13 protein-coding genes are annotated in these 17,864 nt (G+C 62.4%); 8 read left to right on the top strand and 5 right to left on the bottom strand.

Translation table 11 applies throughout. The annotated features are described in order from the left end of the window. Positions 1–6: 6 nt before the first annotated feature. Positions 7–756 (top strand): glycosyltransferase family 2 protein, encoded by a 750-nt coding sequence (locus G369_RS0125385; RefSeq protein ID WP_019656862.1) that lies wholly within the window; start codon positions 7–9, stop codon positions 754–756. A gap of 20 nt (positions 757–776) precedes the next feature. Here G369_RS0125385 and G369_RS0125380 read toward each other — a convergent pair whose 3' ends face one another. After that, the gene (locus tag G369_RS0125380) at positions 777–1,760 is read right to left on the bottom strand and encodes a glycosyltransferase family 2 protein (RefSeq protein WP_019656861.1); all 984 of its coding nucleotides are present in this window, start codon (positions 1,758–1,760) and stop codon (positions 777–779) included. A 10-nt stretch (positions 1,761–1,770) separates the two neighbouring features. After that, positions 1,771–3,633 (bottom strand): glycosyltransferase family 2 protein, encoded by a 1,863-nt coding sequence (locus G369_RS0125375; protein ID WP_051127640.1) that lies wholly within the window; start codon positions 3,631–3,633, stop codon positions 1,771–1,773. Positions 3,634–3,843: 210 nt separating this feature from the next. Here G369_RS0125375 and G369_RS0125370 point away from each other — a divergent pair, with 210 nt between their 5' ends. Genes G369_RS0125370 through G369_RS0125360 form a run of 3 tightly spaced genes read left to right on the top strand, consistent with a single transcriptional unit; the run spans position 3,844 to position 6,767 of the window. Continuing rightward, the gene (locus G369_RS0125370) at positions 3,844–5,262 is read left to right on the top strand and encodes a mannose-1-phosphate guanylyltransferase/mannose-6-phosphate isomerase (RefSeq protein WP_019656859.1); all 1,419 of its coding nucleotides are present in this window, start codon (positions 3,844–3,846) and stop codon (positions 5,260–5,262) included. Next, positions 5,259–6,062, top strand: coding sequence for an ABC transporter permease (locus G369_RS0125365; protein WP_019656858.1), 804 nt, complete (start codon positions 5,259–5,261; stop codon positions 6,060–6,062). The genes G369_RS0125370 and G369_RS0125365 overlap by 4 nt, the downstream gene beginning before the upstream one ends. Before the next feature lie 3 nt (positions 6,063–6,065). Further along, the gene (locus G369_RS0125360) at positions 6,066–6,767 is read left to right on the top strand and encodes an ABC transporter ATP-binding protein (RefSeq protein ID WP_019656857.1); all 702 of its coding nucleotides are present in this window, start codon (positions 6,066–6,068) and stop codon (positions 6,765–6,767) included. A gap of 16 nt (positions 6,768–6,783) precedes the next feature. Here the strand turns inward: G369_RS0125360 and G369_RS0125355 are convergent, their stop codons facing one another. Further along, the gene (locus tag G369_RS0125355; protein ID WP_244164379.1) at positions 6,784–8,883 is read right to left on the bottom strand and encodes a glycosyltransferase family 4 protein; all 2,100 of its coding nucleotides are present in this window, start codon (positions 8,881–8,883) and stop codon (positions 6,784–6,786) included. Positions 8,884–9,109: 226 nt separating this feature from the next. On the opposite strand from G369_RS0125355, the gene G369_RS0125350 reads away from it, so the two are divergent. The 4 genes from G369_RS0125350 (at position 9,110) to G369_RS0125335 (ending at position 16,138) form a co-directional block, all read left to right on the top strand. Next, on the top strand, positions 9,110–10,408 hold the full coding sequence (locus G369_RS0125350) for an FkbM family methyltransferase (protein ID WP_020723255.1): 1,299 nt from the start codon (positions 9,110–9,112) through the stop codon (positions 10,406–10,408). After that, complete coding sequence (locus G369_RS0125345; protein ID WP_019656854.1) at positions 10,408–14,163, top strand: glycosyltransferase; 3,756 nt, start codon at positions 10,408–10,410, stop codon at positions 14,161–14,163. The genes G369_RS0125350 and G369_RS0125345 overlap by 1 nt, the downstream gene beginning before the upstream one ends. A 62-nt stretch (positions 14,164–14,225) precedes the next feature. Beyond that, positions 14,226–15,263, top strand: a complete 1,038-nt coding sequence (gmd, locus tag G369_RS0125340) for a GDP-mannose 4,6-dehydratase (RefSeq protein ID WP_019656853.1) — start codon at positions 14,226–14,228, stop codon at positions 15,261–15,263. After that, the gene (locus tag G369_RS0125335; protein WP_019656852.1) at positions 15,260–16,138 is read left to right on the top strand and encodes an NAD-dependent epimerase/dehydratase family protein; all 879 of its coding nucleotides are present in this window, start codon (positions 15,260–15,262) and stop codon (positions 16,136–16,138) included. The genes gmd and G369_RS0125335 overlap by 4 nt, the downstream gene beginning before the upstream one ends. Here the strand turns inward: G369_RS0125335 and G369_RS0125330 are convergent. Together G369_RS0125330 and G369_RS0125325 are read right to left on the bottom strand one after the other, a co-directional pair. Then, entirely contained in the window at positions 16,131–16,532 is a 402-nt protein-coding gene (locus tag G369_RS0125330) for a GtrA family protein (RefSeq protein ID WP_019656851.1), read from the bottom strand. The genes G369_RS0125335 and G369_RS0125330 overlap by 8 nt on opposite strands. Further along, on the bottom strand, positions 16,532–17,860 hold the full coding sequence (locus G369_RS0125325; RefSeq protein WP_020723254.1) for an NAD(P)/FAD-dependent oxidoreductase: 1,329 nt from the start codon (positions 17,858–17,860) through the stop codon (positions 16,532–16,534). Before G369_RS0125325 ends, G369_RS0125330 begins: the two co-directional genes overlap by 1 nt. Positions 17,861–17,864 lie beyond the last annotated feature (4 nt).

Here is a 17,864-nt window from a genome sequence, read left to right as displayed (position 1 = left end):
TAGACCATGCCCACGCCCCCCTCCTCCCGCCATCCCATCACCATTTCGATCGTGAGCCACGGCCAGCTCGCGCTGGTGCTGCCGCTGCTGGAGCAGTTGGACAGGTACAGCCGCGCCGTCATCGACAAGGTCCTGCTCACGCTGAACATCCCCGAGGCCGACTTGCTCGCCGGCCGCAGCTGGGGCTTCGAGGTGGAGCGGATCGAGAACGCGAGCGCCAAGGGCTTCGGCGCCAATCACAACCAGGCCTTCGAGCGCTGCGGCACCGAGTGGTTCCTGGTGCTGAACCCGGATATCCGCTTCGACAGCGACGTGCTGTCGCCGCTGCTCGCACAGGCCGCGCCCGACGCCGGCCTGCTCACGCCGCGCATCCTGGAGCCCGGCAAGACCGAGCCCGAGCCGCACCGGGCGCTGCTCACGCCGCTCGAGATCCTCGGAAGAAAGAAGCCCGGCTACGTGCGCCCGACGGTGCCGGCGTGGATTCCGGGCCTGTTCATGCTGTTTCGCAGCGAGGCCTACCGGCAGGTGGGCGGCTTCGACGAGAAGTTCTTCATGTATGGGGAAGACTTCGACATCTGCGCCCGCACCCGGCTCGCGGGCTGGAAGCTGCAGGTGGGCGAGAACCTGCTCGCCCGTCACGACGCGCAGCGCGAGAGCCACCGCAGCAGGAAGTACCTGTACTGGCACGTGACCAGCCTGCTGAAGGTGTGGCTTTCGGCCTCCTTCTGGCGATACCTGCGACTGCAGGGCCGCTAGCCGGCCCCCGGTGGAGCGGATCAGCCGCGCTCGAGAACGTCCTGCACGATGGCCTGCTTGCCGCGGCCGAATCGCGCATAGCGGCCGCGCGCGGCCTCCAGAAGGATCGGCAGCAGGCGCAGCGGACGCGCCGCCGGCAATCCGGCCCTGAACCGCTGGTGCGCGACCTTGGCGCGCTGCGCATCCAGGCAGCCCGGCCGCACGCGGTCGCCGAGCTGCTGCAGCCGCTGCAGAAGCGCCTCGGCGCGGCGCAGCCGAGCTACATGCTTGTCGCCCCGTTCCACGAAAGCCTTCGCCACCTTCTCGGACAGCGTCAGCCGACGCGCGCCGATCTGGTTGTTGCCGTGCTGGCGATAGTCGATGGTCGGCTCGGGCAGCACGTCCATGCGGCCCGTGGCCGCGGCCACCGCGGCCAGCCATTCGTCATGCACCCACTCGGGGGAGAACGGCAGGGCCGCATCGAGCAGAGTCCTGCGGAACATCGTCGTCGCGCCGGTCACGAGATTGCGCCGCAGCAGCACGCCGAAGGCCTCGCCGCGCGCGATGGCCTCCAGCTCGGCCGGCTGCACCTCGAGCGCGTGGAAGAGCGTGGAACCCAGCGGCTTCAGATCGCCGTCGACCAGGCGCGCGTCGGTATGCAGCAGCAGCAGATCGGGCCGCGCCTCGAACTGCGCCACCATGCGCGCCAGCCTCCCGGGGTGCCAGACGTCGTCCTGATCGCACAGCGCAATGAGGTCGTGGCTGCAGGCGCGCACCGCCTGCTCGAAATTGCGGGTGACGCCCAGCGGCGGCGAGTTGCCGAACACGCGCAGCGCGATCCGGTCGGCCACGCCGCACTGAGCGAGGGTCTCACGCACGACGGCGAGCGTGTCGTCGGTGGAGCCATCGTCGGACACGACGATCTCTTGCGGCAGCGGCTCCTGCGCGCAGATGCTGCGCAGCTGCTCGGGGAGATAGCGCGCGCCGTTGCGGGTGCAGAGGGCGACGGAGACCTGGAAGGGCATCGGACCTCGATCAGACCGGCGCCAGGCGGGGGGGCCAGGCGTAGCTGAAGTCCTCCCGGGCCAGCATGAGGTTGGGGCTGTAGGCAGGGTCGTTCTGGATCAAGTCGCCCCATCGCTTGTGCATGTAGGCCGCCTCTTCCTGGAACTGGGCCTGCTTCTGCGGCGAGACATCCTTGGCGCGGGTCGCGGATTCGTGGTGGAACAGCTCTGCATAGGGCGTCCACACGTTGCGCAGGCCAATCTCGCGCAACCGCAGGCAGAAGTCGATGTCGTTGAAGGACTCCTTCAGGTGGACCTCGTCGAGCCCGCCGACCTCCAGGTAGTGGCTCTTGCGAATCACGAGGCAGGCTGCGGTGACGGCAGAGAGCGACTGGATCAGCGCCGCTCGCCCGGCATAGCCTTCGCGGCCCATCGGCATGCGGCGATGCGAATGGGCGGCAATGCCGCCTAAGCCGAGGATCACGCCCGCGTGCTGCAGCGTCCTGTTCGGGAACCACAACCGCGCCCCCACCGCCCCGACGCCCGGCTGCAGCGCGAGACTGACCATCTCGCTGAGCCAATCAGGCGTGATGACTTCGATGTCGTTGTTGACCAGCGCCACGAGTTCGCCCTCGGCCACCGCCACGGCGCCGTTGTTCAGCGCCGCGTAGTTGAAGTCGCGGTCATCGCGAAGCACGCGGACCTTGGGATTCTCGGCGGCGATGCGCTTGAACCAGGCCAAGGTGTCAGGATCATCGGAGCCGTTGTCGACGATGATGATCTCGTAGTTCGAATAGCTGGTCTTCTCGAGGATCGACTGCACGCACTGCCGCGTGAGCTGCAGCGCGTTTCGCGTGGGGATGATCACCGAAACCAACGGTAAGACATCGGGCAAGGCGTAATGCACGCGATAGCCGAAATCGAGGTGCTCGGCCGTGGCCCGCACGCCGGTGCGCTCGAAGTGCTCGTTCAGCGCCCGCTCGCCCGCGATGGCAGCGTAGGGCTTGGCATTCATCGACTTGGCCGTGCTTTCGACGTGCACGCGCCAGTGATACAGCACGCGCGGAATGTGGCGGATCTGGCCGGGCTCGACGCGCTCCATGCAGCGCAGCACCAGGTCCCAGTCCTGCGAGCCTTCCATGCCCACGCGGAAGCCACCGACCGAGCGCATGAGCTCGGTCGAGAGCACGCCCAGGTGGCTGAACATGTTCTGCGAACGGAAGAGATCGACGTTCCAGTCGGACTTGAAATAGGGCCCGAAGCGGTGGCCGCCCTCGTCGACCTTGTCCTCGTCCGAGTAGATCAGCTTGACGTCGGGGTGAGCAGCGATGCAGTCGGCCACCCAGAAAAGCGCATGGGCCGGCAGCAGGTCGTCGTGGTCCATGAGCGCGACCCAGGGGCCGGAGACCAGTTCGAGAGCGCTGTTGGAAGCCGCCGAGATATGGCCGTTCTTCGGGCGGAACACCACCTTGATGCGCGGGTCGCTCTCGCTGTACGACTTGAGGATCTCGCGCACCTCTGCCGAGGGGGACGCGTCGTCTGCGATGCAGAGCTCCCAGTTGGGGTAGATCTGTCCGCGTACCGACTCGATCGCTTCGCGCAGCCAGGCCGGGTTGGGGTTGTAGGTGGGCATCACGACCGAGATCAGTGGCCGGTCCTTCATCGCTGCCACGCGCTGCCCGATCTTCCCGCGCAACTCGGGCGTCAAGGTGTCGTAGCGCTGCACCCACTTCGTATAGTCGTTGTAGCCCCCGAAACGCCGACCCAGCTCCCAGCGAATGCCTGGCCAGCCCGACTTCCTGAACATTCGCCATGCCCGCTGCACGCGCCCCATCATTCCGGGGCCTTGCCAGAGTCCGGCCAGGCCGAGGAAGAATCGATAGACAGATTTCATAGAGAGATTGGGCACCCGCGGCAGGCGGAGCCTTGAGGAATAGCGTGATTTCAGCCGGGCGACACCGGAACCTAGCGTCGCAGACCTGGCGGGAGAATTATCTGCGCAACCATCCGTAATATCGGGGTCGAAAGCCGGCGTTTCGTCCACTCCGCCAGGCTGCGAGAGGGCTACCTTAAAATTGGCCGGTTAAAAAGCTAAAGGAAAACGATGAGGCTACTCTCTGTGGTGCTTTCGGGAGGCGCCGGTTCCAGGCTCTGGCCTGCTTCGCGTCAAGCCTTTCCCAAACCGTTCATGAAACTCGGCAACTCGACGCTGCTTCAGCAAGCCGTCGAACGGGGTCAAGCGTGCGGCACCGGCGACCTGATGGTCGTGACCAACAAGGATCACCTATTTCTAACGAAGGACGTGCTTGGGCAGATGAGCGACCCACCGGCCACGACCTTTCTTCTCGAGCCCAAAGGGCGCAATACCGGTCCAGCCATCGCGTTGGCAGCACTGCAATGCATACGGCAATTCAGCGGCGACACCGTGATGCTTGTGTTGTCTGCCGACCATCTTGTCCCGGATGTCGAAGCTTTTGTAGCCAGCGCCACAGAAGCTTTCCGCCTTGCCCAGGAAGGGAATCTCGTCGTTTTCGGTGTGAGCCCGGCGAGCCCCGATACGGGCTTCGGCTATATCGAGGTGGAACGCGTTTCGCGCGAGAGCCAGGCGGTCAAGCGTTTCGTCGAAAAGCCCGATCTGGAGACCGCTCAAGAGTATCTGGCCACCGGCCGCTACTACTGGAACAGCGGCATGTTCGCATTCACGGCAGACACCATCATCGCGGCGCTCGAGAAACACGCACCCGATGTGATCCGTGCTGCAAAACATGCACTGGAAACCTCGAAGAGCTCCAGCAATGCGGTCGACTTCGATCTGCACGCATTCGGCCTGCAGCCCGATATCAGCATCGACTATGCCGTGCTGGAGCACGCATCCAACGTCCATGTCGTTCCGGCCAAGTTCGGCTGGAGTGACGTGGGTTCCTGGCCCGCCGTGTCCAACGCGCTGACTCCCGACGCCAGCGGCAACACGCTCCCTGATGACGTCGTCGCCCTCGATACGACGGGTACGCACGTACAAGTCGAAAGCTATGGTCCCAAGGTCGTGGCGACCGTGGGTGTTCATGACCTCGTGGTCGTCGACACGCCCGATGCGCTGCTGGTGCTGCACAAGGACAGCGCGCAGAAGGTCAAGAAGGTCGTCGACGTGCTCAAGGCCCGCAAGCATGAGACAGTGCATCTTCCGCCGGTGGTCCATCGCCCGTGGGGAACCTATGCTTCTCTCAAGGAGGAAGAAGGCTACAAGGTCAAGCGCATCACGGTGCGGCCTGGCGAGGCACTGTCGCTGCAGTATCACCATCAGCGCGCGGAGCATTGGGTAGTGGTGCAGGGCCGAGGCATCGTTCAGATCGGAGAAACCGAGTACGAGACCCTTCCCGGCCAGTATCGCTACATTCCCCTGAAGGAAAAACATCGCCTGACCAACATCGGCGATGAGGAACTGGTGCTCATCGAAGTCCAATGCGGCGGGTACCTGGGCGAGGACGACATCGTCCGCCTCGCAGACACCTACGGCCGTACATGAGTCAAGTCCACTCCAATCTTCATCGAAGCGCCCTGTCCGACTGGTGGCAGGGCACCCGCCGCACAGACATCTGGTGGACCCTCGCCTGGTTCGACATCGTCCTGCGCTACCGTCGATCCATGCTCGGGCCGATGTGGCTCACGCTGAGCATGGGCGTGATGATCGCCGGCATGGGTCCGCTCTACAGCTCCCTGTTCGGCACCGAGCTTTCCCGGTTCTTCCCGCACCTGGCGCTGGGCATCATCTTCTGGGGCTTCTTCTCCAGCATCGTGACGGACGCCTGCAATGCCTTCATCGGCTCGTCCAACTATCTGAAGCAGGGCTACTTCCCGATCAGCCTCTTCGTCTGGCGCAGCCTTGCGCGCAACCTGATCCAGTTCGCTCACCAGATCGTGCTCTACATCCCGGTGGCCATCTGGGCTGGCGTCTCGCTGTCATGGTCGGTGCTGCTCGTGTTGCCGGCCTTTGCCATCCTGATCATCAATGCTCATGCGCTTGGCCTGCTGCTGGGGTTGATCTGTACGCGCTACCGCGACGTCACCCAGATCATCACCAGCGTGATGCAGATGCTGATGTTCCTCACGCCCGTTTTCTGGCTGCCCGAGAACCTCCCCGGTCGCGCCAAGTACGTGCTGTGGAATCCCTTCGCGCAGATGCTCGATCTGCTTCGCACGCCCCTGATGGGCGGCACCGCGCACATCCACAGCTGGATCGGCATTCTGTTCTGGACGGCGGTCTGCCTGACCCTGGCCATCCTGATTTTCTCGAAGTACCGTCGCCGCGTCGTCTACTGGCTCTGATCCATGGCTTTCATTTCCCTCAAGAACGTCGCCGTCAACTTCCCGATCTACGGGGCCGGTGCGAACTCGCTCAAGAAGACTCTTGCAGCCTCGGTGACTGGCGGCCGCTTCGGCAAGGAGACCGGTGTTACCGTGGTGCAGGCGCTCAGCGGCATCAACCTCGAACTCAAGAGCGGGGATCGGCTCGGCCTGGTCGGCCACAACGGGGCGGGCAAGTCGACGCTTCTGCGCACGCTCGCCGGGGTCTACGAGCCGTCGTCGGGTGAATTCACGCGTCAGGGCACGGTTGCCAGCCTGATCGATCCTTCGCTGGGCATCGAGATGGACGCTACAGGTGTGGAAAACATCATGCTCCGCGGCCTCGTGATGGGCATGAGCAAGAAGGACATCGATCGCCTCACGCCCGAGATCTGCGAATTCAGCGGTCTGGGCGAATACGTCAACATGCCTGTTCGCACCTATTCGACCGGCATGATGATGCGCTTGGCATTTTCGATCTCGACCAGCGTTGAGGCCGACATCCTGTTAATGGACGAGTGGCTGTCTGTGGGCGATGCCGCCTTCACCGAAAAGGCAGAAAGGCGAATGAAGGACGTCGTGGCGAAGTCCGGCATCCTGGTACTCGCCTCACACTCGCCCGAGCTGATCGCGAAGGAGTGCAATCGTGTGATCCATCTCGAGCACGGGCGAATAATCGAACAATAGCCAGCAGCCGTTGGCGCTACGCGCGCGATGCCCCTCGCCGCAGTGCCGTGATTTCATCCAGCCGTTCGGCCATGCGGCGACCCGCTGCGTCAAGCGACAGATTGACTTCGGCGCTGAGCCTACCGCGAGCGCCGACTTCGCGCGCCAATTGCGGGTTGTCGTACAGGCGGCGCATTAGTACTGCCGCATGTTCGACCGAGGGTTCGGCCCATTCCATGTCGGCGTCGTACGGCGGGATCGGCCGGCCGACTCTCACCCGCTGGTAGGGCACCAGAAGGCTATTCTCGTCGTTCATGAAGTCCATGTTTCCCGAGAAAGCCGTAGCAATCACAGGCTTGCCCATCAACATCGCTTCGGCCATGGTCAGACCGAGTCCTTCGCTGCGATGAAGCGAGACGTATGAGTCACAGGCGTTCATCAGCGACAGCACCTCGTCGGAACTGAGTATCTCGTCGATTATCCTGATCGCTGATGAACCGCCTGCCGCTTCACGCAGTTCCTGAAACTGCACGGGGTAACGATCTCCGAACGATGTCTTCAACACCAGCGTCACGGGCTCACCTCCCTGGAACGCCATTTTGAACGCACGAATGAGCCCGAGCGGATTCTTACGCTCCATAACGCTCACCATGTGGAAGGTGAACAGGAAAGTAAACCTGCTTTCGTCGAGATTAAAGTACGCGCGGTCGCGCGCCTTGAAAGGCGCCAGCGCGACCCCTGGAAATAGCGTTCGTACTGGCACGGACAAACGCTCGCGCAGACCCTTCGCGATGAACTCTGTGGCCGTCCACACCTCGTCCACTTGGTTGGCGTAGGCACACCAGGCTTGCGGTATCGAGTCGAACTCCCAGTACCAATAGGCGATGCGATAGGTCCTCGGCATGCGCTGCGCCAAGTCCGCCCTGGCGTAGGCCCTTTCGAAGAAGGGCTCGGGCTGTACGTGGATGATCGTGATGTCGCCGGACTCTAGGCCGTCGAAGCACACGTGGCGTGGATCGTCCCGCGCGTCCGTACGGACATCCCGCAACGAGGTGCGGATGCCCGCCAGCCCCAGCGCCTCGGTCATGGCCTCCACGGAAACCCGCAACCCCGAGGGGTAGCAGAAATGGCCGATGAGGTTGACACCATCGTCGAGCAATTCCGGAGCCAGCGCGTCGACGTCGAGCGCGGCACACCACGGGCGAGCCTCCGGCGCCAACGGCACTTGCTCGCTGGAGGCAAGCCACTCGAGCAATGCCCGTGCGGCCGAGACATTGGAGAGTGCATCGGGATGCGCAAGCCGCCATGCCGTGTGCGCCATATAGCCGGTCCGCACTTGCAGCGCAGGTCGCTCGAAATGGACGGTCGCCACCAACCCCGTCGGAATTCGATCGACGCCATAGGCAGTTGCGACCCAGTCCGAGAACCGGGACCAGCCGAAGACCGTGAGTGCATCGGGAAAGTCCTGCTGCCATTGCGCAGTGAACAGGAAGGCACGTACCAACTCGCCTTGCGGGTTCTCCTGTGCTTGCATGAACAGCCACCAGACTTCCTCGAGCGCCAAGTCGCCAGCCTCCAGTCCGTGCCGCATAAACCACCGGAAAAGACCGCGCCGTCCCGACGGCAGCAGACCATGAGGCATGACCGCGCGAACCTCTTCGCTTGCCAAGAAGAACTGCCTCGCCCGCTCGGCAAAGTCGCTGGAAAGGAGTGCAACCAGTTGCGCCGCGCCTTCCGGCGTCAACGCCAGATCTTTCTGCCCTTGCGGGCTGTACAGCCATTCTGCAAGGCCTGGGTCGACCGGGGGGGAAAATGCGCCGGGAAAACGGTCACGCAGATCCTTGCGCCGGCGCAGAGTGTCGATCCAAAAGCGCGCCGCGCTCGACCGGTCCAAGACCGAGCGGGCTTCAGTTGAAGGCCAGAAAACTCGCTCCTGAGGCAAACCTGCAGCCTCGAGGACATCGTCAGGGTCACAAAGATCAAGTATGGCAACCGATGCCGCGCTGCCAGCCTGCCGTGCTGCCTCTTGGCGCAACCGCTCATCGTCAAGCAACAACTTCAGCGACTGTGCACTAGCTTCGCGGGCCGCGCGCTCCCGCAGGAACCGCACTCGCTCTGGCATGCGCCATGGCGTCATCAGCCAATAGGCGGCTTTCGGAACCTTCCGCGCCGCTCTGCGCAGTAGATCAAGCCTTCGCATAAGAGCAAGGCACTTTCGCTAACAAACGTAACTTCATCATCGGGGTCTTATTCGAGTGCGGCCATCATGCCAAGGATCCAGTGATTTCGCCTCGTAAAATAGCAGGGATACGCGAAAGCGTGCATTTCACTGGGAGAACCGTCGGCTCGGCCGCAGGTCGTAAATGACTCAACAGAACAGCCCCAAGGCTTTCACTTCATACGCGCAGAATTTCGAGGACGTGATGCTCTGGCGAGCTCTCAAGCACGTGTCTGCCGGTTTCTACGTCGACATCGGAGCCCAGCATCCAGTGGTGGATTCCGTCAGCAAGGCGTTCTACGAGCAAGGGTGGCGCGGAGTACACGTCGAGCCTGTTCCGTACTATGCAGAACTTCTCAGGCAGGACAGGCCTGATGAGGTCGTCCTGCAGCTCGCGCTTTCCGACAAAGCAGGCATTCTTGACCTTCACGTGATCAAGGATACGGGCCTTAGTACGGGCGTGAAAGCCTACGCAGACGTCCATCAGGCCGACCATGGTTTTGCGTACATGACAGTACCAACGCCGATGCTGCCCATGAAGACCGCGCTTGAATCGCTAGCCGGTCGCACCGTGCATTGGATGAAAATCGACGTGGAAGGCCTGGAGGAAGAGGTTCTTCGCGGTTGGGACAGCAACATACTTCGTCCTTGGATCATCGTCGTCGAGGCTACCGTGCCTATGTCGACCGAGTTGCGCTATGAAAGTGCCGAACGCATCCTGGTTGAGGCCGGCTACCGTTTCGCCTACTTCGACGGCCTCAATCGCTTCTACGTGGCAGAGGAGCATGCCAATCTGCTGCCTGCACTCAGTATTCCGCCTAACGTGTTCGACAACGCCGAACTCAGCGGATTCTCTGGAACGTGGTGTAACGGTCTCATCGCGCGTCACAGGGAAGAACTGCGCGCGTGCGCGGCGCAACTCGAAGCCGAGCGCGCGGACCGAGCGAAATTCGAACTGAAGGCCCGCGCCGAACTCCGCGACGCACGTACAGCCCTCGAAGATGCAAGGAAACGGGCTCACGACGCTGCAATGCGCACCGTCCAGGCAGAAGCGCAGGCCGGCATCGCCGAAGCGCGCGCCAGCTTCGCCAGCGAGCGGGCCCGAGACGCCGAAGCACGAGCGCTCCAAGCGGCAGCGACGCCTCTGCGCCGGCTGGCTTCAGCAGCGATGGAAGGCCGCATTACCAGCGGCGTCAAGCGCCGCATCAAGACGGCCCTTCGCGTCGTCGCGATCACAATCGGCCGACACCCTCAGCTCAAGCGCGCGGCCACACTCACCTTGAGATGCGTCCCGCCGCTGAGGCGTCGCCTGCAGGCCATGCTGGCACCGCCCCCCATTTCCGCGCCGCAGAGCGAGCCGGACAGACCACTGCCCGTGTCACCCGACACCGCCCTGGTGTATAGACAACTGCGTCAAAGACAGCAGCGATCGAGGCACGCCTGATGCGCATCGTCATTGACCTTCAAGGTGCGCAATCCACCGGCAATAGAAACCGCGGCATCGGACGCTACTCCCTGTCCTTGGCGCAGTCGATGGCCCGCCAGGCGGGAAAGCACGAGATTCTGCTGGCGCTGAATGGACGCTTCCCGGAATCAGCGGACGATATCAGGACTGCCTTCCACGGCCTCATCGATCCGGCAAACATCAAGGTCTGGTACCCGGCAGCGCAGTCGGGCGCTGGCGCCAGAACGCCAGGCGAAGTGCTCGCCGACGAGAAGCTCCAGGAAGCATTCTTGGCCAGCTTGAAGCCGGACGCGGTGCACGTATCGAGCCTGTTCGAAGGCCTTGGTGACGCTACCGTCACGAGCGTGGGCCGCTTCACACGCACGCCCACGGCCGTCACGCTCTATGACCTTATCCCGCTGATCAATCCCCAGCCTTACCTCGACAACCCGGTCGTGCGCGACTGGTATATGGGCAAGGTGGAGGCCATGCGCAGGGCTAGCCTGTGGCTCGCCATCTCGGAGTCGTCGAGACAGGAAGGCCTGTCCCACCTAGGTCTGGATGCGGCACGCTGCGTCAACGTGTCCACCGCCGCAGGCGACCACTTCCGCAAGCTCAACGTCACGCCCGAGCGTATACAGGCGTTGCGTGCTCGATACCGCCTTGACAAACCCTTCGTGATGTACACCGGCGGCATCGATCATCGCAAGAACATTGATGGCCTGATCAGGGGCTTTGCGCTGCTTCCCGCGGAAATGCGCGCCCGGCACCAGCTTGCCGTGGTGTGCTCAGCACGTCCCGAGGACCGCAAGGCATTGATAGCATTGGCTCGCGAGCAAGGGTTGGCCGAAGGCGACGTTGCGTTCACGGGGTTTGTGCCGGAAGAAGACCTGGTCGATCTCTACAACCTGTGCACGCTGTTCGTTTTCCCGTCATGGCACGAAGGGTTCGGCCTGCCGGCGCTGGAGGCGATGTTGTGCGGTGCACCCGTAATCGGTGCCAATACCTCCAGTCTGCCCGAAGTCATCGGGCGGGACGACGCGATGTTCGACCCCAGAGACGACAAGGCCATCGCTGCCAAGATGTCCCAGGTGCTGGGCAACGACGCGTTCCGGCACGAATTGATCGAGCACGGCGCCCTGCAAAGCAAGAAGTTCTCGTGGGACGAATCGGCGCGGCGCGCCTTGCAGGCCTTCGAACAACTGCACGAATCGACGCACGCCGCCAAGGCCGGCTCCGTGCACACGCGAGCCGATGCGGCGCGCCCCCGTTTGGCGTACGTGTCACCTCTGCCGCCCGAACGCAGCGGTATCGCGAACTACAGCGCCGAACTGTTGCCCGAACTCGCGAAGTTCTATGACATCGAATTGGTGACCAATCTCAAGGCCATCGACAAGCGCGAACTTAACGAGTCGTTTCCGCTGCGGAGCGTCGAATGGTTCCGCAACAATGCCCACGCCTTCGACCGTGTGCTTTACCACTTCGGGAATTCCGAGTTTCACCAGCACATGTTCTCGCTGCTGGAGGAGATTCCCGGGACTGTCGTTCTGCATGATTTTTATCTGAGCGGCATCCAAGCACACCGAGAGAACGTCGGAGGTGAAGCGTTTGCCTGGACCCGAGCACTTTACGACTCCCACGGCTACGGGGCCGTCGCTGAGCGTGCAAAGGCAGCGGACACGGGAGACGTGATCTTCAAGTACCCCTGCAATTTCGGCGTACTGCGGCTCGCCTCGGGAGTCATCGTTCATTCGGCCTACTCGCTGGAACTCGGGCGGCAATGGTTCGGCAGCAAGAGCATAGAAAGCTGGACCGTGATCCCCCTGCTGCGCGCGATGCCTGAATCGATCGACGAGGCGAGGCTTCGCGCACGCGAAGAACTGGGCCTGGACGACGATCAGTTCCTCGTTTGCGCGTTCGGCCTGCTGGGGCCGACCAAGCTGAATCACCGCCTGCTGGAGGCCTGGTTGCGGTCATCGCTGGCCACCGATCCCCGATGCCGTCTCGTGTTCGTCGGAGAGAACGACAAGGGCCCCTACGGCGTGCAACTCGAACAGATCGTTGACGGTTGCGATCGGACCGCCCAGGTGAGCATCACCGGCTGGGTTGACTCCGAGACATTCCAGCGCTACCTGAGCGCGACGGATGTCGCAGTGCAGTTGCGGACCCTGTCGCGCGGAGAAACCTCGGCCGCGGTGCTGGATGCATTGGGCCGGGGCGTCGCCACGGTGGTCAATGCCAACGGATCGATGGCGTACCTTCCGTCTGATGCTGTCGTGATGCTGCCCGAGGACTTCAGCGACGACTCGCTCATACAGGCATTGGAAGACCTGCGCCAATCGCCAGCCACCGCGCGTGCATTCGGCGAAAAGGGCAAGGAACTGATCCGTACAACCCACGCCCCGGCCGATTGTGCTCGACAGTACGCCCAGGCGATCGAGTTGTCTGCATCGCTCGCGCAGTATGCGCGGCCTGGATTGATTCGATCCATAGCAGAGGACATTTCGCTGTCCGACGAAAGCCTAGTTGAAGCCGCGAAAGGCATCGCGCGCGCCTTGCCACTACCGGCCGCGAAACGCCAGCTCTTCGTTGACGTGTCGGAGCTCGTGCAACGCGACTGGCAAAGCGGCATCCAACGGCTGGTGCGGTCGCTGCTGCGCTCGCTATTCGAGAGCCCGCCTGAAGGTTATCGGATCGAGCCGGTCTATGCCCTGAAGGGCGAAGCGGGATACAACTACGCAAGGAAGTTCTCGCTGCGTTTTCTCGGCTGCCAGACCCAGGCCCTCGACGACGCGCCTATCGATGCGCGGGCCGGCGACGTTTTTGTGGGCTTGGACCTCCAACCGCACATCGTTCCGGAGCAGGCCGACTTCTACAAAGCGCTGAGGCAACAGGGTGTGCGGGTCGAATTCGTCGTATACGACCTGTTACCCATCTTGCTGAGCCACCGCTTCTTCCACGACGCCAAATCGGTGCACGAGCGCTGGCTGAAGGTTGTTGCTCAAAACGATGGTGTTCTTGCGATCTCCAATGCCGTCGCGGACGAGTTCACGGCATGGGCTCTCGAGCACGCGCCCGAACGCATCGCGGCAGGCTTGAAGGTCAGATCTTTCCATCTCGGCGCAGACATTGCCAACTCGTTGCCGACAACCGGCCTACCACTGGCAGCCAAGTCGACACTGGCCCAGATAGCGGCGGCGCCGGCCTTCCTGATGGTCGGCACGGTCGAGCCGCGCAAAGGGCATGCGCAAACGCTCGACGCGTTCGAGCAACTCTGGCACAACGGCATCGACGTCAATCTCGTGATCGTGGGCAAGAAGGGGTGGATGGTCGAAGAGATTGTCGAACGGCTGCAGCGGCATGCGCAAAAAGGCCGGCGGCTGTTCTGGCTCGAAGGCGTCAGCGACGAATACCTGGAACGCCTCTATAACGACAGCGCCTGCCTGATTTTGGCTTCCGAGGGCGAAGGCTTCGGGTTACCGCTGATCGAAGCCGCAATGCACAAGCTCCCGATTCTCGCGAGAGATCTACCTGTCTTCAGGGAAGTCGCGGCAAACCATGCGTTCTACTTCGACGGCACCAATGGAGGAGACATCGCGGCCGCCGTCATGCGCTGGCTTGATCTGTTCAAGCAAGGGGAACATCCCCGGTCGGAGACAATGCCGTTCCTGACCTGGCAACAGAGTACAGAGCAGTTCAAAGCGGCCCTTTTTGGCCCCTCCTGCCCCGGGACCGCTCCGTCACGGCCCGATTAATTTCAACCCGGGGTGTGCCGCGCATGCGCCACCCGTCATTCAGTGAGAAAAGGAAGATTCCGATGAAAAAGCGCGCTGTTGTAACAGGCATTACAGGCCAAGACGGTGCTTACTTGGCGGAGCTGCTGCTGGCCAAGGGCTACGTGGTCTATGGAACCTATCGCCGGACGAGTTCCGTCAATTTCTGGCGCATTGAAGAGCTGGGCATCCAGAACAACCCCGATCTTCACCTCGTGGAATACGACCTGACGGATCTGGGCAGTTCAATCGCGTTGATCAAGGAAGCGGATCCCAGTGAAGTCTACAACCTCGCCGCGCAGAGCTTCGTCGGCGTGAGCTTCAATCAGCCGGCGGCGACCGCGCAGATCACCGGCGTCGGCGCACTGCACCTGCTGGAAGCGATTCGTCTAGTCAATCCCAAGATCCGCTTTTACCAAGCATCGACCTCCGAGATGTTCGGCAAGGTGCAGGCCATTCCACAGATCGAGAGCACGCCGTTCTATCCGCGCAGCCCCTACGGTGTGGCAAAGCTCTACGCGCACTGGATGACGATCAACTATCGCGAGAGCTACGATATCTTCGGCGCCAGCGGCATCCTATTCAATCACGAGAGCCCTCTGCGCGGCCGCGAGTTCGTCACACGCAAGATCACCGACAGCGTTGCCAAGATCAAGCTCGGCAAGCTCGACGTGCTTGAACTCGGCAACCTCGATGCCAAGCGCGACTGGGGCTTTGCCAAGGAATATGTAGAAGGCATGTGGCGCATGCTGCAGGCCGACGAGCCCGACACCTTTGTGCTTGCCACTAACCGTACTGAGACCGTGCGCGACTTCGTCACGCTCGCATTTAAGGGCGCGGGCATCAACGTCGAGTTCAAGGGCACTGCGGAATCCGAGATCGCGATCGACACTGCCTCCGGCACAACCGTGATGCGGGTGAATCCCAAGTTCTACCGGCCGGCGGAAGTCGAGCTGCTTATCGGTGACCCCGCCAAGGCCAAGGCCAAGCTGGGCTGGGCGCCGACCACCACGCTGGAACAACTGTGCCAGATGATGGTCGAGGCAGATCTGCGACGCAACGCCCAAGGCTTCTCGTTTTGAAGATCCTGCTGACTGGGGCGGAAGGGTTCACCGGTCGCCTGTTCGCCGAGCATGCGACTGCGGCGGGCCACACCGTCGTCGCGCTGCAAGCCAATCTGACGAACGCGGACGCTCTGCGCGGCGAGGTGCTGAGCACCGCGCCGGATGCGGTCGTGCATCTCGCCGCGATCAGTTTCGTAGGCCATGCCCACGACGAAGCGTTCTATGCCGTCAATGTGATCGGCACGACCAACCTGCTCAACGCGCTGGTGCAGTTGCCGGTTCGCCCGCGTCGCGTGCTGCTGGCCAGCAGCGCCAACATTTACGGCAATACGGCCGAGTCACCCATCGGCGAGACGCATGCACCTGCACCCGTCAATCACTATGGCATGAGCAAGCTCGCCATGGAGTACATGGCTCGAACGTATGCAGACCGCCTGAATCTCGTGATCACGCGCCCGTTCAACTACACGGGGCCCGGCCAGGACGACCATTTCCTGATTCCCAAGCTTGCGATGCACTTCGCGGCCCGCGAGCCTTCCATCGCGCTGGGCAACCTGGACGTGGAGCGCGAGTTCAACGACGTCCGGATGGTCTGCGACGCATACCTGCTGCTGCTTTCGCATGGCGAGCCCGGCGAAACCTACAACATCTGCTCCGGCCGGCCCTACGCGCTGCGTTTTGTCATCGACACCTTCGCGCGCCTGACGGGGTATACGCCGCGCATCGAGGTGAACCCCGCGTTCGTCCGGGCCAATGAAGTGCATCGGCTCTGCGGCAGTGCGACAAAGCTACAGGCACTTTTTGCAGCCCACGGCGTAACGCTGCTGAGTCCGCCGCTGGAGGAAACGCTGCAGCGAATGCTGCAGGCGGCCGGCTCCAACAAGGCTATTTGAAGGTCAGCATCCGGTGGCCGAAGTAGCTCGTGACGACCGGCACAAGCACCCCCACCAGATGCGCCACGGACTCGGCATGCTCGACAATGCCCAGCCTAGGAAACATCCAGCGGGCGAGCAAGAGGCTGATCGCCAGCGTTTGCAGCACGGCGAGGACATTTACACCAACGAACTTCACGACCTGCGGGCCGAGCGCGCTCTTCTTCGCGTCGAACACATGCTGGCGCATCAGCACGAACGCGACCACCATCCCCACCAGATAAGCCAGGACAATGGCCGTGCTGTAGCCCAGCCATAGGCTGAACAGGAAGCGCGAGCCGTAGTTGGCGGCGGCGGCAATGCCGCCGGCCATGAGGAACCGAAGGAACTGCGGCGTCAGCAACACGCTGTTCATCACGTTTGCGCGGCCGCGGCCGACTTTGCCAGTTCGCGTCCGAAGCCGATGCTTTCCGAGATGCCTCGGTCTTCGGGATAGTAGTACGAGGTATCGGCCACCCACAACCCCTGTACCGGCAAGGCGGCGGGCGGAAGACGGTCCAAATAGCCTGGATCGCAGATCGGCTGCGCGTAGCGGTAGCGGCTAGCGCGCATGTCGACAAAGTCGTCTTCCGTCAGCGCCGGATTGATCTTCATGCAGTACCGGCGAACCTTGGCCATGAAAACTTCGTCCGCGTCCTGGAACTTCGGATGCTCGCCTGGCATGTAGAACGGCACATACAGGACGTGAGGGTTCAGTGGCCGCAAATTGCTATATTCCACCAGCCCCGGAATGTCCATCTCGGGATCGTTGATGTTGAGCCAGAAATTCTCCGTCAGAGGCTTGCGCAGCTTGGCGATGACGCAAACCACGGCAATGTTCTTCAACGCGGCAAAGGCTTGCAGCGTTTGCGCCGGCAGTTCCGGCATCAGGCGCGGCACGTAGGGCAAGGGAACGGTGCTGACGACCTTGTTGAAGGCCTCCGTCCCCGCAGACGTTTGCACCCCCTTCACGGTGCCGTCTTCGATCACCACCTTCGAGACCGGCGACGCGAGACGGACCTCGCCACCCTTCGCCTCGATGGCAGCCTTCATCGCGTCCAACAACGTTTGCGATCCGCCCTCCAGATAGCCAAGCTTTTCTTTGAACAGGCTGTACCGGGAACGCCCGATGCGGCGAATGCGGCTCCATATCCACGCGGCTGACAGGTTGGAGGTGTACTCGTAAAACTTGTAGTCGAACAGCCGCTTCCACAGCACCTCGTAGGCTTCAGCTCCGACCCATCGCCTGATCCAGCCGGTAGCTTCGACGTGGTCGAGCGGCTTCCAGTCGTTTCGCCTGGTCGAAAGAAAAGCGTGCAGGCCGTAGCGGAACTTGGCGACCGGCCCCAGGCCCTTGAACGTCAGCAAGGCCATGGGATTTCCCCACGGCTGAAGACGGTTCTGGTACCAATAGCCCATCTTCGTGGCCACCCATTGCATTTTCGGAGATAGGCCGAGTTCCTCGAGCACCTTGAAAAAGGCGGTGTCAGAGGTGCAATGGAAATGGTAGTACCGCTCAATCTGCAGGCCGCCGAAATCGAAGGCCGCAGTCATCCCGCCCACGCGGTCATCGGCTTCGAACACGACGGGTCGATGGCCGTCGAGGGCGAGTTGGTAGGCAACCGCCAGCCCCATGGGGCCCGCGCCCAGAACGGCGATGCGCTGACCACGCGATGAGCCCGAGGCAACAAGGTCCGATTCCATCACG

Origin of the sequence: Variovorax atrisoli 110B (assembly GCF_000382045.1) — a bacterium.
Taxonomy (GTDB): Bacteria; Pseudomonadota; Gammaproteobacteria; order Burkholderiales; family Burkholderiaceae_C; genus Variovorax; species Variovorax atrisoli.
This window is presented reverse-complemented; position numbering and strand designations above follow the sequence as displayed.